This is a genomic window from Pseudomonas sp. AC355, from assembly GCF_979258205.1.
Window position 1 is genome coordinate 2,696,222 of sequence record NZ_OZ409843.1, and the last position, 13,489, is coordinate 2,709,710.

Below are 13,489 nucleotides of genomic sequence, written 5' to 3' on the forward strand. Positions count from 1 at the left end.
TTCTACCGTCTAACAGCCAAATTGTTTGGGTGTTATATGGTCAAGCCTCACGGGCAATTAGTACTGGTTAGCTCAACGCCTCACAACGCTTACACACCCAGCCTATCAACGTCGTAGTCTTCGACGGCCCTTTAGGGAACTCAAGGTTCCAGTGAGATCTCATCTTGAGGCAAGTTTCCCGCTTAGATGCTTTCAGCGGTTATCTTTCCCGAACATAGCTACCCGGCAATGCCACTGGCGTGACAACCGGAACACCAGAGGTTCGTCCACTCCGGTCCTCTCGTACTAGGAGCAGCCCCTCTCAAATCTCAAACGTCCACGGCAGATAGGACCGAACTGTCTCACGACGTTCTAAACCCAGCTCGCGTACCACTTTAAATGGCGAACAGCCATACCCTTGGGACCGGCTTCAGCCCCAGGATGTGATGAGCCGACATCGAGGTGCCAAACACCGCCGTCGATATGAACTCTTGGGCGGTATCAGCCTGTTATCCCCGGAGTACCTTTTATCCGTTGAGCGATGGCCCTTCCATACAGAACCACCGGATCACTAAGACCTACTTTCGTACCTGCTCGACGTGTCTGTCTCGCAGTCAAGCGCGCTTTTGCCTTTATACTCTACGACCGATTTCCGACCGGTCTGAGCGCACCTTCGTACTCCTCCGTTACTCTTTAGGAGGAGACCGCCCCAGTCAAACTACCCACCATACACTGTCCTCGATCCGGATAACCGAACCAGAGTTAGAACCTCAAGGTTGCCAGGGTGGTATTTCAAGGTTGGCTCCATGAGAACTAGCGTCCCCACTTCAAAGCCTCCCACCTATCCTACACAAGCAAGCTCAAAGTCCAGTGCAAAGCTATAGTAAAGGTTCACGGGGTCTTTCCGTCTAGCCGCGGATACACTGCATCTTCACAGCGATTTCAATTTCACTGAGTCTCGGGTGGAGACAGCGCCGCCATCGTTACGCCATTCGTGCAGGTCGGAACTTACCCGACAAGGAATTTCGCTACCTTAGGACCGTTATAGTTACGGCCGCCGTTTACCGGGGCTTCGATCAAGAGCTTCGCGTTAGCTAACCCCATCAATTAACCTTCCGGCACCGGGCAGGCGTCACACCCTATACGTCCACTTTCGTGTTTGCAGAGTGCTGTGTTTTTAATAAACAGTCGCAGCGGCCTGGTATCTTCGACCGGCATGTGCTTACGGGGTAAACCCTTCACACTCACCGGCGCACCTTCTCCCGAAGTTACGGTGCCATTTTGCCTAGTTCCTTCACCCGAGTTCTCTCAAGCGCCTTGGTATTCTCTACCTAACCACCTGTGTCGGTTTGGGGTACGGTTCCTAATTACCTGAAGCTTAGAAGCTTTTCCTGGAAGCATGGCATCAACCACTTCATCGTCCTAAAGGACAACTCGTCATCAGCTCTCGGCCTTGATCTCCCGGATTTACCTAAGAAATCAGCCTACCACCTTAAACACGGACAACCAACGCCGTGCTGGCCTAGCCTTCTCCGTCCCTCCATCGCAGTAATTAGAAGTACGGGAATATTAACCCGTTTCCCATCGACTACGCATTTCTGCCTCGCCTTAGGGGCCGACTCACCCTGCGTCGATTAACGTTGCGCAGGAAACCTTGGTCTTTCGGCGTGGGAGTTTTTCACTCCCATTGTCGTTACTCATGTCAGCATTCGCACTTCTGATACCTCCAGCAAGCTTCTCAACTCACCTTCACAGGCTTACAGAACGCTCCTCTACCGCTCATCCTAAGATGAACCCGTAGCTTCGGTGTATGGTTTGAGCCCCGTTACATCTTCCGCGCAGGCCGACTCGACTAGTGAGCTATTACGCTTTCTTTAAAGGGTGGCTGCTTCTAAGCCAACCTCCTAGCTGTCTAAGCCTTCCCACATCGTTTCCCACTTAACCATAACTTTGGGACCTTAGCTGACGGTCTGGGTTGTTTCCCTTTTCACGACGGACGTTAGCACCCGCCGTGTGTCTCCCGTGCTGACACTTGCTGGTATTCGGAGTTTGCATCGGTTTGGTAAGTCGGGATGACCCCCTAGCCGAAACAGTGCTCTACCCCCAGCAGTGATACACGAGGCGCTACCTAAATAGCTTTCGAGGAGAACCAGCTATCTCCGAGCTTGATTAGCCTTTCACTCCGATCCACAGGTCATCCGCTAACTTTTCAACGGTAGTCGGTTCGGTTCGTCCAGTTAGTGTTACCCAACCTTCAACCTGCCCATGGATAGATCGCTCGGTTTCGGGTCTATACCCAGCGACTAAACGCCCTATTAAGACTCGCTTTCGCTACGCCTCCCCTATTCGGTTAAGCTCGCCACTGAATATAAGTCGCTGACCCATTATACAAAAGGTACGCAGTCACCCAACAAAGTAGGCTCCCACTGCTTGTACGCATACGGTTTCAGGATCTATTTCACTCCCCTCTCCGGGGTTCTTTTCGCCTTTCCCTCACGGTACTAGTTCACTATCGGTCAGTCAGTAGTATTTAGCCTTGGAGGATCTGCCCCCCCATATTCAGACAAAGTTTCTCGTGCTCCGTCCTACTCGATTTCATTGAAAAGAGATTTTCGTGTACGGGGCTATCACCCACTACGGCGGAACTTTCCAGAACCTTCCACTAATCTCTAATCAACTTAAGGGCTAGTCCCCGTTCGCTCGCCACTACTAAGGGAATCTCGGTTGATTTCTTTTCCTCAGGGTACTTAGATGTTTCAGTTCCCCTGGTTCGCCTCATGCACCTATGTATTCAGTGCATGATACCCAGCTTATGCTAGGTGGGTTCCCCCATTCAGAGATCTCCGGATCAAAGTCTGTTTGCCGACTCCCCGGAGCTTATCGCAGGCTACAACGTCTTTCATCGCCTCTGACTGCCAAGGCATCCACCGTATGCGCTTCTTCACTTGACCATATAACCCCAAGCAATCTGGTTACTGTCTATAACGTGAAGACGACATTCGCCGAAAATTTGCACTTGAGAACAACGCAAATTTTACCTTGACCAAATTAATTACCAGTGAAAGTAATCAATCAGTCACTTCTATCACATACCCAAATTTTTAAAGAACGATTTTTCTGACTGGTCAAAGACCAGAAATCAACACTCATCTGCCTAAACAGGAATGCTCATTTCTGAACTCTATTCACATCAACGTCGAAGGCTGTAAATGGTGGAGCCAAGCGGGATCGAACCGCTGACCTCCTGCGTGCAAGGCAGGCGCTCTCCCAGCTGAGCTATGGCCCCAATACTTCCAAGGCCTGCACCCTCAACAATTGGTGGGTCTGGGCAGATTCGAACTGCCGACCTCACCCTTATCAGGGGTGCGCTCTAACCAACTGAGCTACAGACCCAATCGTCTTTCGCAATGAATCAAGCAATTCGTGTGGGTGCTTATGAATAAGCTGGGATCTTTCGATTAAGGAGGTGATCCAGCCGCAGGTTCCCCTACGGCTACCTTGTTACGACTTCACCCCAGTCATGAATCACACCGTGGTAACCGTCCCCCCGAAGGTTAGACTAGCTACTTCTGGTGCAACCCACTCCCATGGTGTGACGGGCGGTGTGTACAAGGCCCGGGAACGTATTCACCGTGACATTCTGATTCACGATTACTAGCGATTCCGACTTCACGCAGTCGAGTTGCAGACTGCGATCCGGACTACGATCGGTTTTATGGGATTAGCTCCACCTCGCGGCTTGGCAACCCTTTGTACCGACCATTGTAGCACGTGTGTAGCCCAGGCCGTAAGGGCCATGATGACTTGACGTCATCCCCACCTTCCTCCGGTTTGTCACCGGCAGTCTCCTTAGAGTTCCCACCATTACGTGCTGGTAACTAAGGACAAGGGTTGCGCTCGTTACGGGACTTAACCCAACATCTCACGACACGAGCTGACGACAGCCATGCAGCACCTGTGTCTGAGTTCCCGAAGGCACCAATCCATCTCTGGAAAGTTCTCAGCATGTCAAGGCCTGGTAAGGTTCTTCGCGTTGCTTCGAATTAAACCACATGCTCCACCGCTTGTGCGGGCCCCCGTCAATTCATTTGAGTTTTAACCTTGCGGCCGTACTCCCCAGGCGGTCAACTTAATGCGTTAGCTGCGCCACTAAGTCCTCAAGGAACCCAACGGCTAGTTGACATCGTTTACGGCGTGGACTACCAGGGTATCTAATCCTGTTTGCTCCCCACGCTTTCGCACCTCAGTGTCAGTATCAGTCCAGGTGGTCGCCTTCGCCACTGGTGTTCCTTCCTATATCTACGCATTTCACCGCTACACAGGAAATTCCACCACCCTCTACCGTACTCTAGCTTGCCAGTTTTGGATGCAGTTCCCAGGTTGAGCCCGGGGCTTTCACATCCAACTTAACAAACCACCTACGCGCGCTTTACGCCCAGTAATTCCGATTAACGCTTGCACCCTCTGTATTACCGCGGCTGCTGGCACAGAGTTAGCCGGTGCTTATTCTGTCGGTAACGTCAAAACAGCAAAGTATTAATTTACTGCCCTTCCTCCCAACTTAAAGTGCTTTACAATCCGAAGACCTTCTTCACACACGCGGCATGGCTGGATCAGGCTTTCGCCCATTGTCCAATATTCCCCACTGCTGCCTCCCGTAGGAGTCTGGACCGTGTCTCAGTTCCAGTGTGACTGATCATCCTCTCAGACCAGTTACGGATCGTCGCCTTGGTGAGCCTTTACCTCACCAACTAGCTAATCCGACCTAGGCTCATCTATTAGCGCAAGGCCCGAAGGTCCCCTGCTTTCTCCCGTAGGACGTATGCGGTATTAGCGTTCCTTTCGAAACGTTGTCCCCCACTAATAGGCAGATTCCTAGGCATTACTCACCCGTCCGCCGCTGAATCAGGGAGCAAGCTCCCGTCAACCGCTCGACTTGCATGTGTTAGGCCTGCCGCCAGCGTTCAATCTGAGCCATGATCAAACTCTTCAGTTCAATACTGCATGGGTTTTGAGAAAACCCTAAACTTGGCTCAGCAATCGCAAACTCTTCAATTAAGAAGAAAAAACTCTCTATTACGAGTGTTTACTTGTGATGCTGATAATCTTGCGATCCTCAGTCTTAGCTCACAAGCACCCACACGAATTGCTTGATTCAATTGTTAAAGAACGTTTGGTTAAGTCTTTCGTCTCAACCGAGGCGCGCATCTTACAGCAGCCTCACTTCCTGTCAAGTTGTTTTTGAAGAATTTTTTCTTTCTTCTCAACACCTTGCAGCACCCAACCAGATCATCTTCTCTCCAGCGGGAGGCGCATTCTACAGCGTTACAACCTGCTGTCAACACCCTCTTTACCGCCTTCGATCAAACCTGATCGAACCACCAACAGAGCCACTCAAACCACCCTGTCGATGCCGGCGCATTCTACTCGAATTCGCCGTCCGTGCAACCCTTATTTTCTTCTAACTTCCTGATTAACAAGGAGTTTTCAGATCAGGCTGCGCCGGAAGTGGTGCGCATTATAGGCAGCCAGAATCTCAGGTCAATGGTTTATTTCGTTTTTGTTGCCGATTCCACCCTTATCCCTGCAATCCGCGGGATTCGGCGCATTACCGGGGGAATCCGCAGCACCAGCAACAGTCCCCCTATAAGTGCATAGACAGCCCATTCTTCAAGATCCGCACGCACAATCCACAACATATGTAGCAATCCTAGGGGCAGGATCAGATAGATAAGGCGATGCAGCTTCTTCCAAGACTTGCCCAGACGTCGCTGGCTGTATCGATTGGAGGTGACTGCCAATAGCAGCAAGCCGAACAAGGCGATGGCGCCGACGATTATATAAGGCCGCTTACGCAACTCGACGGCTAGTTGCGACCAGTCCAGGCCGAGAATGAATACCGCGTAGGCGATCAGGTGCAGTACGCCATAGGTAAAACACCAGAGCCCGAGCTGGCGACGCACGGAAATCCAGCCAGACCATCCACTCACTTTCTGCAAAGGCGTCATGCTCAAGGTGATGAGCAATAGAATCAGCGTTCCCAGCCCGAGACGCTCAACCAGCACTTTGCCCGGATCGGGCCCCAGGGCGAAGAGCCAGGCTTGGTACAACCAATAGAGCGGCCAGACCGCAACCAGCAAGAACACACAAAGCCGCCAGTACGGATGACGCATCAATAGTTCTTCCGCAGATCGAGGTTGCTATAGAGCCCGGCAACTTCTTCCGCGTAGCCGTTGAACATTTGGGTTTCGCGCACATTGGGACTGAACAGCCCACTGGGCAGACGCCGCTCACGAGCCTGCGTCCAACGTGGGTGGTCGACAGTGGGGTTAACGTTGGCGTAGAAGCCATACTCCTGCGCGGCGATGCTTTGCCAGGTGGTCTGCGGCTGCTCGCTGACCAGACTGATGCGCACGATGGACTTGATGCTCTTGAAGCCATACTTCCATGGCACCACCAACCGCAGCGGCGCGCCGTTCTGGTTAGGCAGTTCACGGCCGTACATGCCCACGGCAAGGATGGCCAGCGGATGCATCGCCTCATCCAGACGCAGCCCTTCCACATAGGGCCAATCGATCAAGCCGAAACGCGAGCGCTGCCCCGGCATGCTGTCCGGATCATTGAGGGTTTCGAAACGAATGAATTTAGCCGCGGAGGTTGGCTCGACTTTATTGAGCAACGCAGAGATAGGAAAACCGATCCAGGGAATCACCATCGACCAGGCCTCGACACAGCGCAGGCGGTAGATGCGCTCCTCTAACTGATAGGGCTTGATGAAGTCTTCCAGCGCGTAACGCCCTGGCTTGCCAACCTCACCATCAATTACTACCGACCATGGTTCGGTTTTCAGGCTACCGGCATTTGCCGCGGGATCCGACTTGTCCGGGCCGAACTCATAGAAGTTGTTGTAGTGGGTGGCATCACGAAACGGCGTCACTGGTTCGTCCTTGACGGTCACCGCCTCCCACTTGGTGGCAGCGATACGCTCGCTCAGCCAGGCCGGCGGCTGACCAGCCTCGACATCCGCATAGCGCTCAGCAGTGGCTGACTGCGCCCAAGCTGGAACGCTGCCGAGCGCCACACCGGCGGCAGTAGCTGACATAAAGGTGCGGCGAGAGAGGTAAACGGACTCGGAGGTAACATCCGACGCGTTGCACTCAGATGCCTGGGGGAGCTTGATTAGCATGATGACTCCGCAGTATCGGGACAGACTTACCCAATAGACTACGGAGTCTGGAGGAAATTACATCACTCGTTGGTCTGACGACGACGCAGACGCAGCAGGTACTGGATTGGACCAGAAGCGGCATAAGCGAGGAAAATCAGCAGCAGAATTCGCGGCGGGTCACTGAACACGACAGCGAACACCAGCACGACAGCGAGAATCGCAACAAAGGGCACGCGCCCCTTCAGGTCGAGATTCTTGAAGCTGTTGTACTTGATATTGCTGACCATCAGCATGCCCGAGGCTGCGACCAAGATGGCCACGACAAAGGACATGTTCGAGCCCTGGATACCGTAATCACTGAACGCCCATACGGTACCCGCCACCACACCAGCTGCAGCCGGGCTGGCGAGACCGATGAAGTAGCGCTTATCGACACTGCCAATCTGCGTATTGAAGCGCGCCAGGCGCAACGCAGCACCTGCTACATAGATGAAGGCGACCATCCAGCCGACCTTGCCCATACTGCCGAGTGCCCACTCGAAAGCCAGCAGCGCCGGCGCCACACCAAAGGCGACCATGTCGGACAGCGAGTCGTATTCGGCGCCGAAGGCACTCTGGGTATTGGTCAGACGTGCGACGCGACCGTCGAGGCCGTCCAGCACCATGGCCACGAACACCGCCGCTGCAGCCACGTAGAAATTGCCGTTCATCGCGTTGATGATGGCGTAGAAGCCGGCGAACAGGTTCGCGGTCGTGAACAGATTGGGCAACAGGTAGATGCCGCGATGGCGAACCTTGCGCCCCTCGTCGTCATGCCCTTCCTCAATATGCTCGTCGATGGGCAGTAAGCTCTCATCGTCCTTGGACGATTTTGGCTCTTGCGGACGCTCGCTCATGAACAACACCTTGTTGCGGATTTGAATTTTCGACCGAGTCGCTGGGCAAGCGTTCGCCCTAACGTCGGCATTAGCGTCCGGGCTTTATACCAGAAGCCTGGCCCATAACGAAAAAACGCGGCCAGGGCCGCGTTCTTTCTTGATCGAATCGGACTCAGTTCTTGGACTTGTCGACGATCTTGTTGGCACCGATCCACGGCATCATCGAGCGCAGTTGCTCGCCGATGATTTCGATACCGTGAGCGGCGTTGTTACGACGCTTGGCGGTCATCGACGGATAGTTGGTGGCGCCTTCACTGATGAACATCTTGGCGTACTCGCCGTCCTGGATGCGCTTGAGTGCATTGCGCATGGCCTGACGGGACTCGGCGTTGATGACTTCAGGGCCGGTCACGTACTCGCCGTACTCGGCATTGTTGGAGATCGAGTAGTTCATGTTGGCGATACCGCCTTCGTACATGAGGTCAACGATCAGCTTCAGCTCGTGCAGGCACTCGAAGTAAGCCATTTCCGGCGCGTAGCCAGCTTCAACCAGGGTTTCGAAACCGGCTTTGACCAGCTCGACGGTACCGCCGCAGAGAACGGCTTGCTCGCCGAACAGGTCGGTTTCTGTCTCGTCCTTGAAGGTGGTTTCGATGATGCCGGTACGGCCACCGCCAACGCCCGAAGCGTAGGACAGGGCGACGTTCTTGGCGTTGCCGGAAGCGTCCTGGTAAACCGCGATCAGGTCAGGGATACCGCCGCCTTTGACGAACTCGGTACGCACGGTGTGGCCCGGTGCTTTCGGCGCGATCATGATCACGTCGAGGTCGCTGCGCGGAACAACCTGGTTGTAGTGGATCGCGAAGCCGTGGGAAAAGGCCAGGGTGGCACCTTGCTTGATGTTCGGCTCGATTTCGTTCTTGTACAGCTGTGACTGGAACTCGTCCGGAGTCAGGATCATGACCAGATCGGCGGCGGCAACGGCAGCAGCAACGTCGGTCACTTTCAGGCCATGGGCCTCAGCCTTGGCAACGGTGGCCGAACCTTTACGCAGACCGACAGTGACGTCGACACCGGAGTCTTTCAGGTTGCACGCCTGAGCGTGGCCCTGGGAGCCGTAACCGATGATGGCAACTTTCTTGCCCTGGATGATGGAGAGGTCACAATCTTTGTCGTAATAAACTTTCATGTTCTTGGCTCTTGTGAATCGAAAGGGAGGGGGTGCGAGCACCGCGACGGAGCCACCTTAAGTGATCCGTCCCATTGCGTAAAATGATATATTTGCAACACAACATGCCGATATATGAAACACCAATGGATAGCCACGCGCTTACACTCTTTCTTTCTCTGGCAGACAACCTGCACTTCGGCAAAACCAGCCGCGAGCAGCACGTCAGTCCCTCCGCGCTCAGTCGCAGCATCAAGCAACTCGAAGAGGAGCTTGGTGCGCCGCTGTTCATCCGCGACAACCGCTCAGTGCGGCTGACTCGCGAGGGACAGCAATTCCGTGAGTACGCCAACGATGTCATGAACGGCTGGCAAGCCATTCGCCAAACCTTCAAGGAAGATCAACTGGTGCTGCATGGGGAGCTCTCCCTGTATTGCTCGGTGACGGCGAGCTACAGCTTCCTCTATGACATCCTGAGCAGCTTCCGCCAGGACTACCCACGCATCGAGATGAAGTTGCACACAGGCGATCCGGCAAAGGCTGTCGAACGCGTGCAGCAGGGGCAGGAAGATCTTGCCATCGGCGCCCTCCCCGACAGCTTGCCAGCCGGCGTCGTCTTCCAATCGATCACCCGTTCGGAGCTGCGCTTCATCGGCCCTCAGTCCCCGCAGCTGTTGAGCGACGAACAACTTAGGCGTCCCGGCGCACAAAGCTGGGAGGATGTGCCGATGATTCTCTCGGAAGAAGGCCTTGCCCGCACTCGCACCGACCGCTGGCTGAAAAGCCACAACATTAAACCGCATATCTATGCCCAGGTGAGCGGCAACGAAGCCATCGTCAGCATGGTGAGCTTGGGGTTCGGTATCGGTGTAGTGCCGCAGATCGTGCTGGACAACAGCCCGCTGGCCGCACGCATCCGCCTCTACGATATCCAGCCGCCACTGACCGCATACGACATCGGCCTGTTCGCGCTGGAAAAGCGCCTCAAGGATCCGCTGATCGCAGCCTTCTGGAACCGCCAACGGTAAATTCCAGGCAAAAAAAACCCCGCACAGGGCGGGGCTTCTTCAGTGCTGCGATCAGATGCTCAGTACCTTATCGCCGCGAGCGATACCGGTGACGCCACTGCGTACGGTTTCCAGGATCAGCGCGGTGCCGATGCCCTGAATGAAACTGTCCAGCTTGTCGCTGGTACCGGCCAGCTGGATGGTGTAGACGCTCGGTGTCACATCGACGATCTGGCCACGGAAGATGTCAGTGGTGCGCTTGACCTCGGCACGCTGGGCGCCAGTGGCCTTGACCTTGACCAGCATCAACTCGCGCTCGATATGCGCGTTTTCCGACAGATCCACCAGCTTGACCACTTCGATCAGCTTATTGAGGTTCTTGGTGATCTGTTCGATCACGTCATCATGGCCAATGGTGGTCAACGTCAGACGCGACAAGGTCGGGTCTTCGGTTGGTGCCACGGTCAGGCTTTCGATGTTGTAGTTACGTTGGGAGAACAGGCCGACCACACGCGACAGCGCTCCCGGTTCGTTTTCCAGCAGCAGGGAAATGATATGACGCATGTCAGGTACGCTCCGTCTTGCTCAGCCACATGTCGCGCATCGCCCCACCCCGAATTTGCATCGGGTAGACGTGCTCGCTGGTATCCACGGCGATGTCGAGGAACACCAAGCGACTCTTCATCGCAAAGGCCTCTTCCATCTTCGGCTTGAGGTCTTTCAGATCAGTGATGCGCATGCCCACGTGCCCGTAAGACTCAGCCAGCTTGACGAAGTCAGGCAACGATTCCATGTAGGAGTGCGAGTAACGGCTGCTGTACTGCATGTCCTGCCACTGGCGAACCATGCCCAGCGCGCCATTGTTCAGGTTGATGATCTTTACCGGCAGGTCGTACTGCAGGCAGGTCGACAGTTCCTGAATGTTCATTTGGATGCTGCCCTCACCGGTGACGCAGGCTACGTCGCTATCCGGGAAGTTCAGCTTGACGCCCATGGCCGCCGGGAAGCCGAAGCCCATGGTGCCCAGGCCACCGGAGTTGATCCAACGGTTTGGCTTGTTGAAACGATAGTACTGGGCTGCGAACATCTGGTGCTGACCGACATCGGAGCTGATGAAGGCATCGCCCTTGGTCACTTCAGACAAGGTCTCGATCACGGTCTGTGGCTTGATGATGCTTCCGTCACCCTCGTTATAAGGGAATAGGCGCCCACCGCCGCGCCATTCTTCGATCTGCTTCCACCAGGTGGCTTGCGACTCGCTGTCCGGACGCAGCTCGATTTCCTTGAGTGCTGCGACCATCTCGATCAACACGCTATCGACCGGGCCGACGATTGGGATATCGGCCTTGACCGTCTTGGAAATCGACGCCGGGTCGATATCGATATGGATGATCTTCGCATTCGGGCAGAACTTGGCCGCGGTTTCACCGTTGATGACCCGGTCGTCGAAGCGCGCACCGACTGCCAAAATCACATCGGCATGGTGCATGGCCAGGTTGGCAGTGTAGCTACCATGCATGCCGAGCATACCGACGAACTGGCGATCATCGCCTGGGTAGGCGCCAAGGCCCATCAAGGTATTGGTGACCGGCACGTTCAGCGCGCGAGCCAGTTCGGTCAGGTGCGCAGACGCGCCACCGAGAATCACACCGCCGCCGGCATAGATGATCGGCCGTTTGGCCGCGATCAGCATTTCCGCGGCTTTGCGAATCTGCCCGGAGTGCCCACGAACCGCAGGGCTATAGGAGCGCAGCTTGACCTTTTTCGGGTAGCTGTATTCGAACTTCTGCGTCGGGTCGCCCATGTCCTTGGGAATATCCACGACCACAGGGCCGGGACGCCCAGACTCGGCAAGATAGAAAGCCTTCTTGATCACTTCGGGGATTTCCGAAGGATGCTTGATGATGAAGCTGTGCTTAACGATCGGGCGAGAAATACCGACCATGTCGACTTCTTGGAAGGCATCAGTGCCAACCACGGTGCTGGCCACCTGACCGGAGAGGATCACCATTGGGATCGAATCCATGTAGGCAGTGGCGATACCGGTAACGGCATTGGTTGCGCCTGGACCGGAGGTAACCAGTACCACACCGGCTTTGCCAGTGGCACGGGCATAACCGTCTGCCATGTGGGTCGCCGCCTGCTCGTGACGAACCAGGATGTGCGTCACTTCCGGCTCTTTGAACAAGGCATCGTAAATGTGCAGGAGGGCACCGCCCGGGTACCCGTAGATGTACTTAACGCCTTCGTCACGCAATGAGCGGACGACCATTTCAGCGCCGGATAAAAGCTCCACGTTGTTCACCTCTAAAACGCCAGAAAACCGCCCTTTTGCAGGTACGGCCCGAGTAGGTTTACTGTCAGCAGAGCATGAGCGACTGTGGTCGCCGACTACGTCAGCTACAACTGAGCAAGTATTGGGACAATCCCTGATGTGTTGCGGGACTTTCCCACCCAGCGCGAGGTAACGCGTTGCGGGTGTAACGAAGGGTCGGCACGGGTAGCGCCTCATGTCTACTGAGCTGGAGCCAGCTTGCGGCTGACCCCACTGCAGCGAGCATTCGATTGTTGTTATTCGAAGACGGCAAGTCAAGTAATCCGTGATGGAATATGCGATTCGCAGGGGATATCCACGCTCGCCGCAGCCAAAGAGTGCCGTGAACCACGAAAATCCCATGCCGATGTGAAGCAGCGCAGGATGGACAACCAACCGATTTGGTTATAGTAATCAGCAGAGACTCCGCACTGCCGCCATGTGCGTCCGCTGCGCGAGGCACTGCCCCTGAAATCCCGTTCCGGCCCTGCAAGGTTCGGCAAAACTGCCCTAAAAGGAATTCCCATGCGCCGCATGCTCATCACCACCAGCTTGGCGCTCGCGCTGAGCACCACCGCCATGGCCGGCCAGGTATACAAGTGGGTCGACGCCCAAGGCGTCACCCATTTCAGCGAACAACCGCCGCAGGGTCAGCAAGCCAGCACCGTCAATAAGGCCACACCGCCACCACCGTCCACGGAGTCGAAGCCAGCACCGACCTTTCAGGACATAGCCGACCCGGAACAGGCAGCAGCCGACGCCAAGGTCAAGAAGGAAGTGGCCGAGCAGCAAGCGCAACTACGCAAGTACTGCGAGAACCAGCGCAACAATCTCGCACAGCTGGAGAACAACCCGCGGGTGCGCGTGGAAGATGGTGGAGAGATGCGCCGTCTCGGCGAAGATGAGCGTCAGCAGCGCATAGCCGATAGCAAGAAAGCGATCGGCGAGAACTGCAAGTAACGAGAAAGGCTGCGG

At 55.3% G+C, this 13,489-nt stretch carries 8 protein-coding genes, 2 tRNA genes and 2 rRNA genes; 2 read left to right on the top strand and 10 right to left on the bottom strand.

Translation table 11 applies throughout. The annotated features are described in order from the left end of the window. Positions 1–36: 36 nt before the first annotated feature. From ACZ0AI_RS12735 to ilvC, 8 genes are all read right to left on the bottom strand, one after another. Positions 37–2,930: ribosomal RNA gene (locus ACZ0AI_RS12735) — 23S ribosomal RNA — on the bottom strand. A 259-nt stretch (positions 2,931–3,189) separates the two neighbouring features. Then, positions 3,190–3,265, bottom strand: a tRNA-Ala gene (locus ACZ0AI_RS12740). Positions 3,266–3,295: 30 nt separating this feature from the next. After that, a tRNA-Ile gene (locus ACZ0AI_RS12745) sits at positions 3,296–3,372 on the bottom strand. Positions 3,373–3,438: 66 nt separating this feature from the next. Beyond that, positions 3,439–4,975: ribosomal RNA gene (locus ACZ0AI_RS12750) — 16S ribosomal RNA — on the bottom strand. Together the 16S and 23S rRNA genes with 2 tRNA genes alongside form the textbook arrangement of a ribosomal RNA operon. Positions 4,976–5,528: 553 nt before the next feature. After that, positions 5,529–6,152, bottom strand: coding sequence for a protein-methionine-sulfoxide reductase heme-binding subunit MsrQ (gene msrQ, locus ACZ0AI_RS12755; RefSeq protein WP_463562224.1), 624 nt, complete (start codon positions 6,150–6,152; stop codon positions 5,529–5,531). Continuing rightward, on the bottom strand, positions 6,152–7,165 hold the full coding sequence (msrP, locus tag ACZ0AI_RS12760; RefSeq protein WP_463562225.1) for a protein-methionine-sulfoxide reductase catalytic subunit MsrP: 1,014 nt from the start codon (positions 7,163–7,165) through the stop codon (positions 6,152–6,154). Before msrP ends, msrQ begins: the two co-directional genes overlap by 1 nt. Before the next feature lie 62 nt (positions 7,166–7,227). After that, positions 7,228–8,043: a CDP-diacylglycerol--serine O-phosphatidyltransferase gene (pssA, locus tag ACZ0AI_RS12765; RefSeq protein ID WP_463562226.1), complete on the bottom strand. Its 816-nt coding sequence runs from the start codon at positions 8,041–8,043 to the stop codon at positions 7,228–7,230. A 154-nt stretch (positions 8,044–8,197) separates the two neighbouring features. Beyond that, on the bottom strand, positions 8,198–9,214 hold the full coding sequence (gene ilvC / locus ACZ0AI_RS12770) for a ketol-acid reductoisomerase (RefSeq protein WP_463562227.1): 1,017 nt from the start codon (positions 9,212–9,214) through the stop codon (positions 8,198–8,200). 125 nt (positions 9,215–9,339) lie between these two features. Between ilvC and ilvY the strand changes: the two genes are divergently transcribed. Then, on the top strand, positions 9,340–10,221 hold the full coding sequence (gene ilvY, locus ACZ0AI_RS12775; RefSeq protein ID WP_463562228.1) for an HTH-type transcriptional activator IlvY: 882 nt from the start codon (positions 9,340–9,342) through the stop codon (positions 10,219–10,221). Positions 10,222–10,272: 51 nt separating this feature from the next. Here ilvY and ilvN read toward each other — a convergent pair whose 3' ends face one another. Both ilvN and ACZ0AI_RS12785 read right to left on the bottom strand, forming a co-directional pair. Beyond that, entirely contained in the window at positions 10,273–10,764 is a 492-nt protein-coding gene (gene ilvN / locus ACZ0AI_RS12780; RefSeq protein ID WP_463562229.1) for an acetolactate synthase small subunit, read from the bottom strand. A gap of 1 nt (position 10,765) precedes the next feature. Beyond that, positions 10,766–12,496 carry an acetolactate synthase 3 large subunit gene (locus tag ACZ0AI_RS12785; RefSeq protein WP_463562230.1) on the bottom strand — a complete coding sequence of 577 codons (1,731 nt, stop codon included), beginning with the start codon at positions 12,494–12,496 and terminating at the stop codon, positions 10,766–10,768. Between the two features lie 543 nt (positions 12,497–13,039). On the opposite strand from ACZ0AI_RS12785, the gene ACZ0AI_RS12790 reads away from it, so the two are divergent. After that, positions 13,040–13,474: a DUF4124 domain-containing protein gene (locus tag ACZ0AI_RS12790; protein ID WP_463562231.1), complete on the top strand. Its 435-nt coding sequence runs from the start codon at positions 13,040–13,042 to the stop codon at positions 13,472–13,474. The last annotated feature ends 15 nt before the right edge of the window (positions 13,475–13,489 follow it).